Here is a 20,031-nt window from a genome sequence, read left to right on the forward strand (position 1 = left end):
ACCGGTAAAATGGTATAAATAAAACAAAGTTGTTACAATTCAGTTACAGAAAAATTAATTGTTATTAATATATATTTGTACTAAGCCCTGATTATTTTTGGAACATGAAATTAAAAGAACTGTCCTTATTCTTCTTTTTTCTTCCGCAGTTGCTGTTTGCGCAGGAAGGTGAATTTGTCCCGACGGGAAAGCCGTTTGCTACCATTTATGCCAATTTTCATCGCGGCATAACAGGAAGCGCAGTAGACGAAGGAGCATTTGAATTGGTGCGTGGATACATTGGCTACGAATACAATTTCAGCCCCGATTTCTACGCAAAAATAAATGTTGATGTGGGCAGTCCCGACGATTTATCGCCCGTATCGAAAATAAGAAGGTACGCCTACTTCAAAAACGCATACCTGCGATACACCCAAAACCAGCTAAAAATTGAATTCGGACTCATTAGTACAACACAGTATAAATTACAGGAAAAGATATGGGAACGCCGTTACCTGATGAAAACAATTGCAGACGAACACCGGCTGGGGGCTTCGGCCGACCTGGGAGTTAATTTCTACTACAAATTTAACGAGCTGTTAGATGCCGATTTAACGATAATGAACGGAGAAGGATACAGCAGCCTGCAAATGGACGATGTGTTTAAATACAGTGTGGGATCGACATTTAAAATACCACGAAACTTCACTTCCCGAATCGTTTACGACATCATGCCGAAAAAAATTTCGGAAAGCACGCTGCTGTTTTTTACTTCGTACGATTTTCGTTCGAAATGGAACCTGGCAGGGGAAGTCGTTTACCGACAAAACAACGGCTGGAAGGCTGATTACAACATACTGGCATTATCTTTTTACGGGAAATATAACCTGAACGAAAAATACCAGTTATTTGCCCGGTACGATAAAGTAGAATCAAATATTCTGGAAGGCGAAACACTGCCGTGGCACCTCTCAAACGACGGAACGGCAATTGTTGCAGGAATCCAGTTCAGGCCCTTAAAAAAAATAACCATGGCACTGAATTACCACGACTGGTACCCGTGGGCAGCCAACATGGAAGGTGGCGGTTTCATATTTTTTGACCTGGAAGTAAAAATGTAAAAGAACAACCATGAGTCGCATAACACTTACAGTTTTACTCTTATTCATATTTTTTGCGGGATGCCGTAAAAGCGATTATTTTGTTGAAGGAAACACAGGAACTTTTCGAGATGACGGAAGCGGAACCGGAACCGTTACCTGGACCAAGCAAAATGAATATATTTTAGAAGGATTCGTATTTGTAAACGACGGGCAGACCCTTACTATTGAACCGGGCACAGTGGTGCGATTTCGCAGCGGCCAGGCAGAAAATGCAAGTGCCCTGGTGGTAGCCCGCGGCGGGAAAATTATCGCCCGGGGGACCAAAGAAGAACCCATTATTTTTACTTCGGAAAGCGACGATTTGCTGGGGTCCGTCGAAAAAAGCGCACGCGGTTTATGGGGAGGACTTATTATTCTGGGAAATGCACCTGTTAACCTAAGTTCAGGCGAAGCGCAGGTTGAAGGAATTCCCTATTTCGAAACCCGGGGATACTACGGAGGAGTTGACGAAGACGACAATTCAGGAGTTTTGCGTTATGTTTCGATCCGGCACGGTGGAACCAACATTGGTGCCGGAAACGAAATTAACGGGTTAACCCTTGGCGGGGTTGGACGTAAAACCGAGATCGATTTTGTGGAGATTATTTCCAATGAAGATGACGGCGTTGAAATTTTTGGCGGAACTGTAAACCTGCGGCATATGGTGATTTCCGGCTGTGGCGACGACTCTTTCGATTACGACCTGGGCTGGAACGGAAACGGACAATTTTGGCTTGGTGTTGAAAACAACTATACAGGAGATAACCTGATTGAGGCGGGAGGCGGAACAGCGCCCGTTATCGGATTTCCGCATTCGCTGCCCAAAATCTACAACGCCACGCTTGTTGGAAACGGACAAACAGGAAACGGCGCACTGGCGTTATTCGACCGGTTTGCCGGTGGAATAATTGCCAACTCAATATTAATAAACGATTCGAAAGGAATTCTGCTCCAAACAACCAACGGTGACAACGATAGTTTCAGCCAGTGGAAAAACGGCAAGCTCGAAATTAAAAACAATCTTTTCTACAATGTTCCGACAGGAGGAGAAAGTCCGATTTTTAAGCTCTCCGGAATTTTTAGCCCGGAGATGGAAAATGAGTGGGCCGCATATTTCAGTGCCGGAAAAAATGAATTCAGAGATCCGGGAATCGACATCGAATCAGGCAACTTTGTGCCAGACCCCAAAATAACCGGCCACCTGAGCGAATACCCCGACTCCTGGTTTCAGCAGGTAGATTTCAAAGGTGCTTTCGGCGAAAACAACTGGATTGAAGGGTGGACGCTGCTTGCTGAATAAGCCGGCTTACACCACAAAATAATACAAAAAAAACAGCCCGCCGGAGCGAGCTCTTTTCTACGTGAATAACTAAAAATCTATGAAAAATTGCTGTTTAAATTAAATTGGCAAATGCAAACTCCCGAACAATTTTCTGATAAAGCTGGCGTCCTTCGGGTATTTCCAACTCATCAGACTGCTGCTCTTCATCTTTTTCTTCCTCGCTTTGAGAAAAAAGACTCCACCTTCCGTCTGCATATTCGGCTGCGGTAAAATGCTCCACCCAGTCGCCACAATTAATGTAGCGAATTGGTTTTCCTTCGATCTCCGCCTCTTTATCTTTAGGAACATGAGTGTGCCCGCAAATCACTGTATCGTATCCCTGAATGGCAGAAGCTTTCAGAATTTTTGCTTCAGTTGCTGAGAGGTTAAATTCATCTCTGATTAAACGGTGTTTTATATTCTTGTACAGAATGACTTCATCTTTTCCAAAAAGCTGAAAAACCGGATTCAAAAGTTTATTGAACAGGGACAAAAACCCTTTGGCTGCCGCACCAACTTTGGCAAGCCACTTTGTCCGGTGAATTGAAGAATCGAAAATATCGCCGTGGAAAATCAGTGTTTTTAATCCGTCCATTTCCAGAACCAGCTGGTTCACAATCTCTAAATTACCAAATTTACTTGGTGCAAACTTCCTCAAAAACTCATCATGATTTCCTGTAATATAATGAACCCGAACGCCTTTTTCCATCATTTTTATGATTTGCCGAACCACTTTCAAATGGTTCTTGGGAAAATAATTCCGGCTGAAACGCCACGAATCTATGATATCGCCATTCAATACAAGATCTTTAGGACAAATGGATTTCAGGTACTTTAATACCTTTTTGGGTTTACTGGCATACGTTGCCAGGTGCAAGTCGGAAATAACAGCAACATCCAATTCTCTTCCTTCCATGATGCTAAAATTCAGTTGCACAAATTTCTGAATATGAAATGAATGAACTGTTGCAATTTTATTACGCTTTGAATAAAATAGGAAAAGGAAAAGACTGCCTAACATCACTGTTTGATAGCCGTTTATCAACAAGCAGAAGGCGGGTCAGGAATGTGTAGACAAAACCCGGCGGTCAACAACATTGGTTGTCTGGTATGTTGTTGTTTAAAGAAAGACGGTACTCAAACGGTGTTTATTTGAAAAACACCTCAATTTCTTCCCAGGAAACCAGTTTGAAATTCTGACTTCGTTTCTTGCGGCCATCGTAGTTGTAACCATCCTGAGCGATAAAAAGCCCTTTAGGAAAGCCGGGAAGCGGTGTGCTTACAACTTCAATCCCATCCGTTTCCTCCACACCGTCAACTTCACCATCGGCAATTCTGAAGCTGCCAAGGTATTTATTGCTGCCCTGCCGCTCGAAAACAGCATACGAGTAATTTCCCTGCGACGAAGCAACCAGGTAACCGTTGCCGTTGCCCGAATCGTAAATGGCAAGCCCTTCAATGTCGTATTTTATGTTCGTATTCTCTTCGGAGCTGTTAGCGATAAAAACGCCCTCGTCAGAACCTGTTGGTTCAGCATTAAATTTCCAAATACCTGCCACCTCTTTTCCCAGATAAAACAGACCGGTTTCATCGTCGGCAACCATGCCTTCGGTTTGCGTGTTTACGCTAAAAGCCCTGACCAGAATGGCATCTGCTTTCCCATTGTTATCGAACAGTTCCCATTGTTCCACTTCGCCATCTTTGCTGTTCATAAAAACAAAAAACTTCCCGGTTACTGCACTTTTGTACATGCAAAGTCCGTACACTTCATCCTTCATTTCTGAAACGATTGTGCGCGCATGAATAGAATCGAGCACCCCGTTTTCTCGAACGCGGAATAAAGAAATGGAATGGGAAGAACGATTGCTGGCAGCCAGAATGTCTAGTTTCTCTCCGTTTAATGTAAAACCGTACCGCAAATCGCAATTGTTCATCTTTCCGGCAGGATAGTAATTCAATTGTTCGCCCGACAAATTGTATGTGGCCAAACCACCCTTTTTATCGGTACCGATGATTACCGACTTCTCCGGATTTTCAGAATCAATCCAAACGGCAGGGTCGTCAGCGGCATCCTCATTTTTGTTTTGAGGCACAGGCGTAGTTTCAAATTTTGCAGCAACTGCATTTTTGATATGTTTTCCCGCAATGCGCGAACCTTCGCTGGGCCGGTTGCAAGCGTATATAACAGAAACAAAAAGCAGAACAATAAAAAACGGGTGTTTTACACTAATTTTCATCGGGTTAAAATTTCAATTTTTTATGACATCAGATTGAATTTGCATGAGATTTTAATCATCTCACCTGGCGTAAGTTCCAGGCTCATGCTCACTTCATACTTCAAGGTTATCAGAAAAAACAGACCGGAAGCCTTGCTTTAAGCAAAAGCAGGCCTCTCGTTACTATTTCATAAAAGCATTTAATTCTACAAGAACTTATTAAAACACTCCCTTTGGCATTTCCCGAAAAACACAACCGTCAGAATATTCCACACAATTATAACCCGAATGGAGTTACTTGTTCTCCGTTTTTTTTTGCAAAAGAGACGTTAAAACTATTTCAGCTTGCTTGCTTCCTGCGTAACCATAATAAAATCGCGATGCGCTTTTATCAGGTTAATCGCATGCAACAACATATTTTTTGTTTCTGAAATGGTGTTGAAGAAAAGTACTGAATTTCTGGTGTTAATTTCCCGTGCTTTAATACGTTTTATCTGGGTGATTTCCATTCCTTCAAGCAGAACCAGAATTTCATCCCGTTGCTTTATCAAATCATTCGTACATTCAAATTTATCTTCTTTCACCAGGTTCACGGCAAAGTCGAAAAACTTGCTTATCTCCATTACCAATTTACTGAACTCGTCGATTTGTGATTGTACAAATGGCTTGTGATTGTTATTAACATGTTCGTAAAGCGGATTTACCAGAAAGTTAAGCGAATGCGCCAACTCTCTCTGGTAGTCAACTATCTGCACGTAAAAGTGTCCGGAATCCACATCCTCCTCAATTTTAGAGATTGTGCTCAACACCTTATTTTTTTGTTTTTTCGATTTTTTATTCAACGTGTCTTTCAGGCTCAGCGACTCTTTCAGTTTTGATCGGTCCTCGCTCAGAAAACTGCCAATACTATCGGAATAAACCTGGTTGGCCGTGTTAACATATTTCACCACCTGTTTCCTGCATTTTTCCATTACCTTTTCCGTTTCGTCTTTTTCGGTAATGGTATCATCTTCTTCAATCGCGTCTTTTGCACTTCTTTTTTTGAAAAGAATATGCGTACGAACAACCATGGTTACAGCAATTCCAACAAAAACCACAATCATTATCATACCTCCAACAGAGATAATCCATGCCACAATTGCTGCCACTGTAAATGCAATAATCGCAGTTAAAAACCATCCGCCGATAACGGTAAACACACCGGAGATGCGATAAACGGCACTGTCGCGGCCCCACGCCCGGTCAGACAGCGAAGTTCCCATAGCAACCATAAAAGTTACGTAAGTGGTAGATAAAGGAAGTTTATACGATGTACCAATTGCAATAAGAATACTTGCCACCAAAAGATTTACCGAAGCCCGTATTTTGTCAAATGACGGAGCATCGGGATTTACGGAAGCTGCCTCAACAGGTTCGAACCGACTCTGTATTTTATCGGTTAACGATGCAGGAACAATCTTTTTCAGATTTTTCTGAAAGCTGGTTGAGCTTCTCACAATAACCCTCGCCACCATATTGGAATTAAACCGCTCATTTCCTTCGTTCTGCCTCGATAAATCCAGCGAAGTATTTACCACAGACTGTGCTTTCTTCGAGAAAATCAGGGTGGAAATCATGACCAACCCCGAAATAAGCAACATGTATGTTGGCGTACCGACTTTCCCTGCCAGCATCTCCATCGAAAAAGCATCCGGGGCAGTTGCTCCTGCCGCCATCCACGCTTTAAACGAGTTATACCCGGCCAGCGGCACACCAATGAAGTTAACCAGGTCGTTACCTGCAAAAGCCATTGCAAGGGCAAACGTCCCGATAAGAACCGTAATTTTAAGTATTTTAATGTTGAACAGCCACTTTAATAGCTGGATAAAAATCACCCACACCACAAAACTGTAGATCAATAATTTACCGGTATGTGTGGCTACCCACTCTCCCAGTTTCTGCCCGTTTAACACTTCAATTTCGGCAAAGGCAGAACCAGAAATTCCTTTAATTAAAATGAAATAAGTGATTGCTGTTACGGCAAAACCGCCAAATACAGAACCAAAATATTTCATGTTTTTATGGTAGTTGAATGTAAAAATAAGCCGCGTAATGTATTGCACAATAGCACCAATAGTGAATGCAATAAGCACCGAAAGCAAAATCCCCGTAATAATGGCCAGCGCCTTTTCGGAGTTAATGTAATTAGACAACTCTCCGAGAGAGCCTCCTATTTGTTGTATTTTTACAATGGAAACAGCCACGGCCGACCCAAGCAGCTCAAACACAATAGAAACCGTTGTTGACGTTGGCATTCCGAAGGTATTAAACATATCCAGCAGAATAACATCGGTAATCATAACTGCCAGAAAAATGACTATGATTTCGGAAAAAACAAACATCTCCGGATGGAAAATCCCTTTTCTGGCAACCTCCATCATACCGCTTGAAAATGTTGCTCCAATAAGTACACCTAGTCCGGCCATTAGAAAAATAAGCCATTTGGGAGCTGCTTTCGAACCAAAAGCCGAGTTCAGAAAATTCACTGCGTCGTTACTAACTCCAACAACCAAATCAGAAATAGCGAGTGCGAAGAGGACAACAACAATGATAAGGTATATATTTTCCATTATCTAATTTTTAGGGCAGGCAAATATAAAGTTGAATTAAGTTCTTATCACTGACTAAAATATTAAAAAAATATTAACTATCCATCAAATTTTTATTAACGCTTAAGCCGGGCTGCCGGGTTCGTCGAAAAATGAATCAACTTGCAGCCTAATTATTAGATAATTAAAATAGTAAGCCTTGCTGTTGGCTTATTTTTTAATTTTGAATCTCAAAACAGGTAAATATGAAAACTTATTCTTCGCGGCAACTGACCCTTTATATTTCTGTGCTACTCACAGTACTTGTAGTTCTTATACTTTTTTTTGCTTGCCGGTTTTCACCGGGAATTGTTGTAGTTATTGGTTTCGCCGCGGTCTTTTTCCTGTTTTCATTCTTTTACGTGAATTACATCATAAACAGATACATTTCCGACAAAATACGACCGGTTTATAAAACAATAAAAGACCTGCCTCTAAGCGGTAAAAAGCTGGAAGAAAAATCATCCGACTCCACTAACCTCCTTTCCAATGTAAAGTTTGAAGTAGAAGAGTGGGCCAAAGCCCAGATGAAAGAAATTGAAAGGTTGAAGGAACTGGAACGGTACCGCAAAGAGTTTGTGGGAAATGTTTCTCACGAGCTGAAAACTCCTATTTTCAATATACAGGGGTACATTCTTACTTTAATTGAAGGAGGACTTGAGGATCCAAAAATTAACATGCTTTACCTGAAACGTACAGAAAAAAGCATCGACCGAATGATATCCATCGTGGAAGATCTGGAATCCATCAACAAACTCGAATCGGGAGAACTGATGCTGAACCCTGTGAAGTTCGACATTGTAAAAACCGCAAAAGACGTGTTTGAGATGGAACAATGGCAGGCTCAGGAAAGAGATATTTCGCTCGAAATAGTAACTCCGCCCGTAAAACCAATTTTTGTAAGAGCAGACCGAAACCGTATTCTGGAAGTGATGACAAACCTTGTGGTAAATGCCATTAAATACGGAAAGAAGGGTGGCTTTGTTCATATTTCGTTTCACGATTTGGACGACAATATTATGGTTGAAATATCTGACAACGGAATTGGAATCGAGAAGAAAAACCTGCCCCGCGTATTCGAACGTTTTTACCGGGTAGACAAATCGCGGTCGCGTGAGCAAGGCGGAACCGGGCTTGGACTTTCCATTGTAAAACACATTATCGAAGCACACAACCAGTCTATTAACGTCAGAAGCGTGCTCGACCAGGGGACCACATTTAACTTCACCCTTGAAAAAGCAAAATAATAGAGATACCTTTGTGTGATTTCTTCTTTGTGAAGTGGTCAGAAAGAAATAACTTATACCTTTGTCAATTATAACATTTAATACCGATGAGCGACAATAAATTCAAAATTTTGCTGGTTGATGACGAAATCGATATTCTTGAATTCATCAGCTATAATTTAGAGAAAGAAGGATACACTGTTTTTACAGCACAAAATGGAGTTGAAGCAATTAAAGAGGCCGAAAAAAACCAGCCTCACCTTATTATCCTTGATGTGATGATGCCCGAAATGGATGGAATTGCAGCCTGCGAAGAGATTCGCAAAATCCCGTCGTTGAACAACACGGTAATTGCATTTCTGACAGCACGTGGCGAAGACTATTCTCAAATTGCAGGTTTTGAAGCGGGTGCCGACGATTACATCACCAAGCCTGTTCGACCAAAAGTATTAATCAGCCGCGTAAAAGCTTTGCTTAAGCGCACCGGAGAAGCAGCCAGCCCTGTTGCCTATTCTGACGATGCCAGCACGGTTTCAATCGGTAACCTTGTTATTGATAAAGAACGCTACCTCATCCGCATGGGCGACAAAGAAATGGTTTTGCCCCGCAAAGAGTTTGAGTTGCTTTCGTTACTGGTTTCAAAACCAGGGAAAGTATTTACCCGCGAAGAAATTTATTCCACAGTATGGGGAGAAAATGTGGTTGTTGGTGACCGTACCATTGATGTACATATTCGCAAACTGCGCGAAAAAATTGGCAACGAACACATTAAAACCCTGAAAGGTATCGGGTATAAATTTGTAGAATAGGTCAGACGAAATAGACCACAAGATAAAGAGTTACGAAGCCGAGCGCATAGCCGGCTTCCAAATGCCAAAGCCTGTTCTTTTCGAGAATAAGGCGTGAAGTGGCAACCAGCCCCGAAACAACAATTACCGTCACAATTGCCCAAACCGGATTAATTCCGGTACGGAAAGAGAGTGCCAGCAGAGCGCCCGTTAATCCGCCAATTGCAGCCATGTGCCCGCTTATTTTCCATTTAAGCGAAAGAATAAGCAACAACACAATAATTAGAACCGAGGCAACCAGCAATAATTTAAATACCGGATAAGCGTTAATCCTGTTTAATAAAAAATACCCCGCGTAATAAGATACCGATGAAATTATCAGGGGCAATGCACGCTGGCTACCGGTTTCGAAGGACAATTTGAATTTCGGGTTTAATGCGAGCAAAGCCATCATTAAAAGCGGTAAAATGCCCGTAGAAAACAGAACCACCAGCAACACAAAACGCTTGGCTTCCCAAGTGATAAACGAAAAGTAAAAATTGGAATTGAAGAAAAGCAGAAATCCCAAAGTCGGTATAAATACCGGATGGAAAATCACGGAAATTATCTGAGCGATTTTTTTTGCCATGCTAAAGTTTCTTTCTCAGGCGGGCTACCGGAATACCAAGTTGCTCGCGGTATTTTGCCACAGTCCGGCGGGCAATGTTATACGATTTTTCTTTGAGAATATTAGTCAGTTTCTCGTCGGTTAACGGCTTCAATTTATCCTCATTATCAATACAATCCTGCAATATTTTTTTGATTTCTCGGGTTGAAACTTCTTCGCCGTCATCTTTCTGCATCCCTTCAGAAAAGAAATATTTCAACGGAAAAATACCAAAATGAGTCTGGATGTATTTACTGTTAGAAACCCTCGAAATAGTGGAAATATCAAGATTGGTTTTTTCTGCGATATCTTTCAAAATCATGGGGCGCATTTTGGTTTCGTCGCCTTCCTTAAAATACTCTTTCTGAAAATTGATAATTTCAGACATGGTCAGCAGCAGCGTCTGGTTCCGCTGCCTGATGGCGTCGATAAACCATTTGGCTGAATCGACCTTTTGTTTCACAAAAACCATTGCATCTTTCTGGTTCTTGTTTTTACTTTTGGTCTCTTTCACCATCGCATGCAGCATTTCCAGGTAAGTGTCGTTAATTTTCAAATCCGGAACATTCTGCTGGTTTAAAGAGAGATTCAGCTCCCCATCGATATTGTCAAGTATAAAATCGGGAATGATATGCTGGTTAGCCTTATTCAACGGATTGCTGTATGAACTGCCCGGCTTGGGATTCAGTTTCAGAATCTGTTCAATCCCGTCTTTCAGCTCCTCATCAGAAAGCTCCAGCTTTTTCTTTATTTTCTCGTAATGTTTCCTGGTAAATTCCTCAAAAAAGTCTAAAACAATCGATTTTGCCAGCTTATGATTCCCGTTGCCTTTTCGGCTGAGCTGTAAAAGCAAGCACTCCTTTAAGTCGCGTGCTCCCACACCTGCGGGGTCGAACTGTTGAATAATTTTCAGAATCTCTTCCAGCTTCTCCTCTGGCACATCCAGATTCAGATTGAACGCCAAATCGTCGCTGATAGAAATGAGGTCACGTCTTAAATAGCCGTCATCATCAATGTTTCCGATAATGTACTCGGCCAGTTGCCGATCTTCTTCCGAAAGAGTAATCATACCCAGTTGGTCGTAAAGGCTTTCGTGGAAAGTCATACCCACCGAAAAAGGAATATCGATGTATTTATCGTCTTTCGAGTAGTTGTTTGTTGTGGTTTTGTACGTTGGAATTTCGTCATCATCGTTCAGGTAATCGTCAAACGAAAACTCGTCGTTATCGATGTCCGATTCCTGCTCCTGATCGCTGTTATCCGGTTCCTCAATTTCCTCAGGACTATCCGATTCGAGTTCCAACACCGGATTTTCTTCCAGTTCTTTTTTTATGCGTTGTTCGAGCTGAATAGTAGGGATTTCCAAAAGCTTAATCACCTGTATTTGTTGAGGCGACAGCTTTTGAAGCAGTTTCTGTTGTAATGTTAATCTCTGCTCCATTTCCCTGATTTAAACTCCGTAAATTTACTACTTTTTTCTATGGAGTTCAAACGCGGCGTACTAGAATTCTGCATTTTTGGGCGTGCGCGGGAAAGCAATCACGTCGCGGATATTGCCCATTCCGGTAACAAACAGAATAAAACGTTCAAAACCTAATCCGAAACCACTGTGAACCACGCTGCCAAACCTTCTGGTATCCAGGTACCACCACATTTCTTCGGCAGGAACATTCATCTCCTTCATGCGGGTTTCCAGTTTTTCGAGCGATTCTTCACGCTGCGAGCCACCAATAATTTCGCCAATTTGCGGAAACAAAACATCCATTGCGCGAACGGTTTTGCCGTCGTCGTTCTGTTTCATGTAAAATGCCTTTATATCGCGCGGGTAATCGGTTAATATTACAGGGCATTTAAAATGTTTTTCTACCAGGTAGCGTTCGTGTTCGCTTTGCAGGTCAATTCCCCAGTCAACCGGAAACTGAAATTTATTCTTTTTGAACGGTTTCGAATTTTTCAGAATATCAATGGCCTCGGTATAAGTAAGCCGGACAAAACTGCTGTTAAGTACAAACTGAAGTTTTTCCACCAAATCCATTGAGCGCTGGTCCTGCGGTTTACCTTTTTCTTCCTGTTTCAGCCGGTCTGCCAAAAAGTAAAGATCGTCGCTACAGTATTCCAGTGCGTAACTGATGAGATATTTAAGAAACTCTTCGGCCAAATCCATGTTGTCCTTCAGATCATAAAAAGCCATTTCGGGCTCAATCATCCAAAACTCGGCAAGGTGCCGTGTTGTATTTGAATTTTCGGCACGGAATGTTGGACCGAATGTATAGATTTCGCCCAGCGCCAAAGCACCCAGTTCGCCTTCCAGCTGCCCGGAAACCGTTAAGTTGGTTGGCCTCCCAAAAAAATCTTTGCTAAAATCCGGTTTACCTTCTTCGGTAAGTGGAGGATTCACGGCATCGAGCGTAGAAACGCGGAACATTTGCCCGGCGCCCTCAGCATCGCTTGCTGTAATAATGGGAGTATGCAGGTAATAAAACCCTTTTTTGTTAAAGTATTTATGAATGGCAAAAGCCATGGCATGGCGAATGCGGAAAACCGCACCAAAAGTGTTTGTACGAAAACGCAAATGTGCATTTTCACGCAAAAATTCCAGTGTATGCTTTTTCGGCTGAATGGGATATTTATCGGGATCGGCTTTCCCCAGCAGCTCAATTTTTTCAGCTAACAGCTCAACATTCTGGCCTGATCCCTGAGATTTAGATAAGGTTCCTTCTACTGCCAGGGATGCTCCTGTGTTGATTTCGTGAAGCAACTGTTCGTCAAACTTAGCAACATCGGCAACCACTTGTAAATTGTGTATGGTCGACCCGTCGTTCAGGGCAATGAAATTCACGTTTTTACTTCCGCGTTTTGTTCTTACCCATCCTTTTACAAGCGTTTGGGTTTCCGTTTTTCCGTTCGTCAGAACTTCTTTTATTTTTAATCTTTTCATTACTCTACTGCTTTGTTTAATCTGCTGTAACACTAAATAAGCTAAAGGGTACAAAAGTAAATCTTTATGATGACTTTTAGTCCCGTACGTGTTGAATTTTTCGATATCTGAAGAAATAGTAAAATAGAAAAAGCCATTCGTTAGTACGCGAATGGCTTATGCCTAGTTGATTGATTTGTAGTTTGATTTACTTGAAATCAATATATTAAATCGTCCAAAAGGATTTTCAGATTAGCTTCTTTCAAGCGTTCCCGGAACCGGAACAGTGGCTTTTTCCATATAACCAATGTCGCCCATAATGTAGGTTGTCGGACCGAGTTTCATATCTGAGTTCATCATTTCGTCGAAAGTAACTTCTTTTCCGGTGTATGCAGAAACCCTTCCCATTATGGCAACCAGGTTCGACTCGGCTGTTTGTTCAGCTTCGTTAAACGGAATATTCTGGCGAATGCAGGTAACCAGGTTAATGTGTTCCTGTACATACGGGCTTGTTTCAGAACCCTGAGCTTCGAACAACTGATTTCCGGCAGCGTCAACAATCTGGTTTTTACCCCCGGCAGTAGTAGCAATTGCCTTTGTTCCGTGGAATATTTCGTAAACACCGTTGGCACAACTGTTTATCTGGCGGCACATGCTGTGTACATGACGGCCGTCTTCATAAACATAATCCACACTGAAATTATCGTATTGATCACCCGTTACCCTGCGTTGGCGCGAACCAAACCCAACTGCTTTAACCGGATGTTCGCCAATAAACCAGCTTGCCACATCAATATTATGAACATGCTGCTCTACAATATGATCACCTGAAAGCCAGCACCAGTTCACCCAGTCGCGAATCATCCATTCCATTTCGCTCCAGCTCGGGTTATTATCGCGGTGCCACAACTTACCTCCGTTCCAGTAAACATTTGCCGATACAATCTGGCCAATGGCATTGTTGTTAATTTCCTTCCACAGGTTAACATAGTTATGCTGGTGACGACGCTGTGTTCCGGTAACAACTTTCAATCCCTGGGAATCGGCCATTTTTGCTGCTGCAATAACCTGACGGATTCCGGCAGAATCAACAGCAACAGGTTTTTCCATAAACACATGTTTACGGGCTTTTACAGCGGCTTCGAAATGTTCGGGCCTAAATTTTGGCGGAGTTGCCAGAATAACGATATCAACGCCGGCGTCAAGAACTTTTTCGAAAGCATCGAACCCGACAAAACAATTTTCGTCAGGAACTTCCATGTTCTTTTCGTTTTTCAGCTTTTCCTTGAGGCTGTCAACACGATCCTGGAAAACATCGCCCAGGGCAACAATCTTAAGGTTTGGGCCGGCATCCAAAAAGTTAATGGCAGCACCCGAACCACGTCCTCCGCACCCGATAATCCCTGCTTTCAGTTCCTGTCCGTCAGGAGCTGTATCGAGCATCGGAGGCAATTTATATTCTCTTTTTTTGAAATCGTATATACCGGTATCACCTGCTGTTCCTCCTCCGGCACAGGATGATAATGTTCCTACTCCCATGGCGCCCACTGCTCCAACTGCAGCTGCACTGGATAAAAATTTCCGTCTTGAAAAATTGTTACTACTCATAATCGATGATTTTAGTTGAATTTAGGACTCTAAATTAGTTAATTTTCCCTGTATTTTCGTCAAATTCACAAATAACTCTAAACCCAATATAGTTGCAATCGGAGAGCCACCAAATGCTTTTGGGCATCTGCGGATCGGTACGCAGCCAGTCTACTGTGCGTGTGTAATCGCGCCAGGCGCTTCTTACGTCTCCCGCCGGACTGCGGAACGAACCTCCTTTTACCACATGTTCTTCTCCGGTAGCAGGCCCCTTCGGGTCAACTGCCCCATCGGCAAGCTGGGTAAACGCATCTTCTGCATACCAGTCAGAACAATACTCCAACGCATTTCCCAACATGTTTTTCAAGCCAAACGGATTGGCTTCGACCATGTCTGGCTCCTGAGTTCTTCCCATCCCGTTTTTCTCGTAAATAACATATTGATTAATAATGTCACTTTCTTTTCCGAAAAGACTTCCAATAAAACCTTTTTCGCCAAAATCTTTAGGCTGGCCCTCGAAAAAGTAAGGCGTTTCTGAGCCTGCTCGAGCTGCGTATTCCCACTCAGCCTCGGTAGGAAGGCGATAGGTTTTACCGGTTACTTTCGACAACCATTTGCAATAGGTTTCGGCAGCATGAAACGACATGGTAATTGCCGGGCGAACTCCCATTCCCCAGTTTTGGTCGGGCTGACCATACGGAGGTGTAGGCCCGGAAATAGCATCTACGTCATCTTCGGTGCGCGCGCCTTCAGTATCGGTTGAACGCCCTTCTGCGGCAGTTTTTTCGTAAAAAGCAAGGTATTCTTTCCAGGTAACCTCAATTTCTGCCATAAAAAACGGGCTGATTTTTACTTCTTTCTGCGGACCTTCATCGGCATCGCGCATCTGTTCATCCGCGGGACTTCCTATTTTAAAAGAGCCTCCGGGAATGGCTTTCATATTAAACGATATTGTTGTATTGGGAATTGTTTCGGTGAAACTCTCGTGGGCTGAAACAGCAGCAGGTTCGGTAAAAACTTCCAGGTTTTCGTCGCTGCCCATTCCAAAATCGACATTGGCTGCATGAATAGCGTTAGGATCAAAATGCCCTACATTTAAGTGGCAGTTGATGCATCGCAATTCTTCTTCGTTCTGGCTGTAATACAAGTGCGCATCCTGTCCTTCTTTACTAAGGGTCAGCGGAAACAAATTCTGGTGGCAATGCAGGCACGACTCTTTAAAAACGTGGTGTTTTGCATATTCCAGTGTTGACTTCTGTTCCCAATTGAAATCGGCGCTGTCTTTAAAAACCAGCCCGTAAACATCGCGGGCAGCGGCAATCATTTTTTCTTTCAGATACCCCTGTCCTTTTGGCGGCAGGTGGCAGTCGACACACCCCACACGAAATCCGGCCGGATTATCATAATGAGTGGACAGTTTCCAGGAATCAAAAACATGCGGGTGGACATGGCACACTTCGCACGATTCGTTGGTTGATGTATATTCCAATGCTTTATTAGAATAGATGGTGACAAGCAGTCCCAGTACAAAACCAATAAAGAGTACCAGAAGCAATTTTTTTCTCAGGTGATGGACAAATTTTTTAAACATTCTAAAAAGGTGTTAGAAAAAAGAAGATTGATTTATTCGAAAATCCAAAAATAATAATTTATCAAAGGAGTGCAGACTAAATTATTGTTTCAGCGCTAATTTAGAAACAATCAACTTTTTTCGTACCGAACATAATCCACTCATATCATTTTAATGACGAATTTTTTCCTGTTTACACCTATATCAAACCTAAAAAAAGTTTGTTCGCCACTTTTTGGTAAAACCAATTCCAATGAATTGAAGGTTTTCGGCAATTGGAGAAAATTGCTCAAAACAGAGCAACATATTCTAATATCTGCGCCCTGCATACTTTTGAGGCGCCCTGCAGGCATATAGGACACCCTGCCTGTTTTCACCCCGTCCTGCATAAACTTCAGGCATCCCTGCGGCGCAGGATTACAAAATATTGCCGCAGGGCGGGTAAAAGTGGAGCAGAAATCATCAAAAACGCTGCAGGATGGGAAAAAAGCCCGCAGGGAATACAAAAAGTGGCGCAGGACGAAGAATGGGGCTGCAGGACAATGACTTTTACTGAAACAACGCAAACAGCAGAGCATTTTCAGGAAAGCCAATCCGGCAAATCTACCTGCTTATCGAGCATTAGTTTTCTGAGTGCTTCTTTTTATCTTCAATAAAATACGGATTAAAACTGTATGATGAATGCACGGCATAAGGCGCTTTCTTCTGTGGCAAAAAAGCTTTTAATTCATCCATGTCTTTCCGGAATTGTCCTTCTTTGGTTGCCAGGTTGTTCCATTCGTTGGGATCGTTGCGATGATCATAAAATTCCTCTGAGCCGTCGTTGTAACGAATATACCTGAGGTATTCCGATCGAACAGAATGGTTCTCCCAGCCATAGGTCGTAATTGCGTATGAAGGAGGGAGACCATCCGCTTTTCCGGCCAACATAGGAATCAGGCTGGCACCTTCGTTTTGCGGATTAGACTCCATCCCGCAAAGCTCAAGAAGTGTTGGATAAATCGAAAGCATTTCCACCGGAGCGCTTACAACTGTACCTTTTTGCACTCCCGGCCCGGTAAAAATCAGAGGGGCATTGGTTGCCTCCTCCCACAAGCAATGTTTGGCAAACGTGTTTTTTTCTCCCATCCGGTAACCATGGTCACTCCACAACACTACTACTGTATTTTCAGCATTTGGTCCGTTTTCAAGAGCATTTAATATTTCACCGATATAAAAATCGACAAAAGAGATACATGCCAGGTAAGCTTGTATCATTTTAGGCCACTCGCCACTTCTGATAGCCCATTCAGTAGTAGGCATCATGGGCATATCGTCAATTTCGAGCGCAATGGCAGGCAAATCGTCCAAATCTTCTTTCAGATAAGGTGGAGTTTCAATATCCGCTAAAGGATGTAAATCAAACCATTTTGGGGGAACATACCACGGGACATGTGGGCGAAGAAAGCCTACAGCAAGAAAAAACGGCTGTTGGTAATCTTTCTTTAGCCTATCGATTGCCCATTGCGCCGAATGGTAATCAGGCATAAGTGTATCTGACTCCGGAAATGCTCCCCAATCGGTACTCGTATTTCCATATCCGGCTTTATTTATTCTGCCATTCCATACAAATTTATTTTGTGGAGAAGGGCCGAATCCGGGAATTCTGCCGCCTGATTCGTCTAAAATATTGGCTGGTGCGTGCCCATGAAAAATTTTACCAATTCCCATAGTGTGGTAGCCGTTATTCTTAAAATACTCGGGAAGAAAAACGACATCTGCTGTAACCGGATTGTCCTGCTTTATTTTGTCATCGTCAATCATCCCGTAAATACCTGTACTTGATGGACGCAACCCTGTCATTACCGATGCGCGCGATGGTCCGCACAAAGGAGCCTGACAATGGGCATTTGTAAACAGCGCCCCTGCCGCAGCAAGCTTATCAATATTCGGGGTTTTGGCGTTGGGATGGCCATTCATACATCCCACCCAATCGTTAAGATCGTCGATACATATCATCAGCACATTGAGACGCTTGTCCACTTGTTCCATTTTGTTTTCCGCACAGGCATAAAAAAGTACCACCAAGCAACTCACCGCAATTAACCGAAAGATTAAATTTTTAAAACTTACCCGGGCATTGCTTTGATTTATACTAATTGGCATTGCTTAATTTTTTTGTGAGCATTTTATTCAACCTCTCTACTTCTTGCTTATATTCCGATTTGCCGGCTAGGTTCATTGTCGCCACTTTACTGCCGGAGTGGTCGTACAATTCTATGGCCACAACTTCTTCGGGATTCTCATATTTTTGCCAGCGGGTAAAACGGTAATTCTCTGTACGCATGGAATATCCCATGATCTCCATTTTTCGATCATACCCAAGACTTTTACCCCTCGGATATTGACTAATGGCAGCATCTTTAATTTCAACCTCAGGGTTTTTCAGCACAGGAACCAGTGACTGTCCATCCAAATGCCGTGGTTTTTCTAATCCGGCCAGATCGCACAAAGTAGGATAAACATCAATAAACTCTGCCAGAGACCTTGTTTGTACGTTTTTCGCCATTCCGGGAGCAGCAATAATTAAGGGGGCATTTGTATCGAGCTCCATATTGGAATGTTTACACCAGCTTCCGTATTCGCCCAGCTTCCAGCCATGGTCTCCCCACAAAACAATAATTGTATTTTCGGCAAGCCCGTTCTCTTCCAGAGCATCCAGCAATTTTCCTATTTGCGAATCAATCATGCTTACAGCGGCATAATAACCATGGATAAGTTTGCGGGAGGTTTCATCATCAAGATAACCGGTTGCCGGGATATCATGATATTTTCGGAGCTCTCCAAATGTAGCCAATGAAATATCTGGCATTGCATCGGGCGACTTTCTCGCCGGCACACTAATTTTGGATTCGTCGTATAAATCCCAGTATTTTCGGGGCGAGACGAAAGGCAAATGAGGTTTTATAAACCCTACCGCCAAAAAAAATGTACTATCCTTCAGCTCCATTATACGGTCAGTTGCAATCTTTGCAATCGCGGCGTCAGTCATGTTTTCCTCCGGCTCATCAGAACAATAATATGGCAGCCGCTGACCATCTATTGACGGAAAATCACTTTGAAGATTAGCTGTATCTCCTCTGGTGATCTTTTGAATATTATTCAGAATCTCGCGCTGTTCCCATTTAGGCACCGACCAGGATTTACGATCATCCTTATTCCCATGGCCGGTATGGAATATTTTCCCCGTGGTTTCCGTTCGATACCCGTTATTTTTAAAGTGTTCAGCCAAGGTTACCACATCAGGTATTTTTGTGCGAAAAAAAGTTTGCAGATCATAAATGCCTATTGCATCCGGGCGTAAGCCTGTCATCATACTGTTTCGGGAAGGAGCACAAACAGCTTGCTGACAGTAGGCTCTATGAAATAGCACACCCTCCTTTGCCAACCTGTCGATATTTGGGGTAACCATATACTCGGCGCCATAACAATTTAGCTCAGGGCGCAGATCATCTACTGCAATAAAAAGCACATTGGGCTTTTGAGCCTTGCCTGTTACTACAAACAAGGTTGAAAAAAAAGCAATCAAAATTATTCGGTTCATTAGTATTGATAAGGTTTAATTGTTTTATAAGTTGCAGTAAAAAAACTATTTCAAAAATTGTATAAGCTACAAACAACACAGATTCAACCCTAAAAACAGCCACCCTTTCTTTTCTATCATCACTTACAACTGATATGAAATGATGCCCTAATTATGAACTGACGTCAACCATTCGTATAGTAGCTCCTTTTGATACTAAATATACGAATCTGCTTATAAAAGCTAACTGCCAAATTCAATAAAATGTAAATTCGAGCTTTCTTTTTCGATTAACAACTATTCTCCGCTTCCGTAAAAGTTTAGTTCATAAGTATAGACAAACAAATCAATTAGCCCCGGATTATTCGCGAATATGGGCAGTATGTGTTCTGGAAAGACGAAAGTAAATTGAAAAGATACTATGCTTAGCAATTTGTAAATCATTGATTT

General features: G+C 42.5%; 14 protein-coding genes. 4 read left to right on the forward strand and 10 right to left on the reverse strand.

Going from position 1 to position 20,031, the window contains the following annotated elements; genetic code table 11:
• The first annotated feature begins 104 nt into the window (after positions 1-104).
• Entirely contained in the window at positions 105-1,100 is a 996-nt protein-coding gene (locus tag BUB08_RS12715) for a hypothetical protein (protein WP_073002236.1), read from the forward strand.
• Between the two features lie 10 nt (positions 1,101-1,110).
• Entirely contained in the window at positions 1,111-2,421 is a 1,311-nt protein-coding gene (locus tag BUB08_RS12720) for a hypothetical protein (protein WP_073002237.1), read from the forward strand.
• Between the two features lie 94 nt (positions 2,422-2,515).
• Here the strand turns inward: BUB08_RS12720 and BUB08_RS12725 are convergent, their stop codons facing one another.
• The 3 genes from BUB08_RS12725 to BUB08_RS12735 form a co-directional block, all read right to left on the reverse strand.
• Positions 2,516-3,358, reverse strand: a complete 843-nt coding sequence (locus BUB08_RS12725; RefSeq protein ID WP_073002295.1) for a UDP-2,3-diacylglucosamine diphosphatase — start codon at positions 3,356-3,358, stop codon at positions 2,516-2,518.
• Between the two features lie 232 nt (positions 3,359-3,590).
• Positions 3,591-4,679, reverse strand: a complete 1,089-nt coding sequence (locus BUB08_RS12730) for a phytase (protein ID WP_073002238.1) — start codon at positions 4,677-4,679, stop codon at positions 3,591-3,593.
• Positions 4,680-4,993: 314 nt separating this feature from the next.
• The gene (locus tag BUB08_RS12735) at positions 4,994-7,267 is read right to left on the reverse strand and encodes an inorganic phosphate transporter (RefSeq protein WP_073002239.1); all 2,274 of its coding nucleotides are present in this window, start codon (positions 7,265-7,267) and stop codon (positions 4,994-4,996) included.
• Between the two features lie 224 nt (positions 7,268-7,491).
• Here BUB08_RS12735 and BUB08_RS12740 point away from each other — a divergent pair, with 224 nt between their 5' ends.
• Positions 7,492-8,532 carry a sensor histidine kinase gene (locus BUB08_RS12740; protein ID WP_073002240.1) on the forward strand — a complete coding sequence of 347 codons (1,041 nt, stop codon included), beginning with the start codon at positions 7,492-7,494 and terminating at the stop codon, positions 8,530-8,532.
• An 86-nt stretch (positions 8,533-8,618) separates the two neighbouring features.
• Entirely contained in the window at positions 8,619-9,320 is a 702-nt protein-coding gene (locus BUB08_RS12745) for a response regulator transcription factor (protein ID WP_073002241.1), read from the forward strand.
• A gap of 1 nt (position 9,321) precedes the next feature.
• On the opposite strand, the gene BUB08_RS12750 is transcribed toward BUB08_RS12745, so the two are convergent.
• The 7 genes from BUB08_RS12750 to BUB08_RS12785 all read right to left on the reverse strand — a co-directional run bounded on the left by BUB08_RS12750 (position 9,322) and on the right by BUB08_RS12785 (position 19,602).
• Positions 9,322-9,927 (reverse strand): hypothetical protein, encoded by a 606-nt coding sequence (locus tag BUB08_RS12750; RefSeq protein WP_073002242.1) that lies wholly within the window; start codon positions 9,925-9,927, stop codon positions 9,322-9,324.
• A gap of 1 nt (position 9,928) precedes the next feature.
• Positions 9,929-11,386: an RNA polymerase factor sigma-54 gene (gene rpoN, locus BUB08_RS12755; RefSeq protein ID WP_073002243.1), complete on the reverse strand. Its 1,458-nt coding sequence runs from the start codon at positions 11,384-11,386 to the stop codon at positions 9,929-9,931.
• A 60-nt stretch (positions 11,387-11,446) separates the two neighbouring features.
• A complete protein-coding gene (gene asnS, locus BUB08_RS12760) occupies positions 11,447-12,883 on the reverse strand; it encodes an asparagine--tRNA ligase (RefSeq protein WP_073002244.1) in 1,437 nt (478 codons plus the stop codon).
• 231 nt (positions 12,884-13,114) lie between these two features.
• Complete coding sequence (locus BUB08_RS12765; RefSeq protein WP_073002245.1) at positions 13,115-14,470, reverse strand: Gfo/Idh/MocA family protein; 1,356 nt, start codon at positions 14,468-14,470, stop codon at positions 13,115-13,117.
• A gap of 34 nt (positions 14,471-14,504) precedes the next feature.
• The gene (locus tag BUB08_RS12770; protein ID WP_073002246.1) at positions 14,505-16,040 is read right to left on the reverse strand and encodes an SUMF1/EgtB/PvdO family nonheme iron enzyme; all 1,536 of its coding nucleotides are present in this window, start codon (positions 16,038-16,040) and stop codon (positions 14,505-14,507) included.
• Between the two features lie 600 nt (positions 16,041-16,640).
• Positions 16,641-18,041, reverse strand: coding sequence for a sulfatase (locus tag BUB08_RS12780; RefSeq protein WP_217651612.1), 1,401 nt, complete (start codon positions 18,039-18,041; stop codon positions 16,641-16,643).
• Between the two features lie 112 nt (positions 18,042-18,153).
• Positions 18,154-19,602, reverse strand: a complete 1,449-nt coding sequence (locus BUB08_RS12785) for a sulfatase (RefSeq protein ID WP_073002249.1) — start codon at positions 19,600-19,602, stop codon at positions 18,154-18,156.
• Positions 19,603-20,031 lie beyond the last annotated feature (429 nt).

The sequence above is a fragment of the Mariniphaga anaerophila genome (genome assembly GCF_900129025.1).
Classification (GTDB): Bacteria; Bacteroidota; Bacteroidia; order Bacteroidales; family Prolixibacteraceae; genus Mariniphaga; species Mariniphaga anaerophila.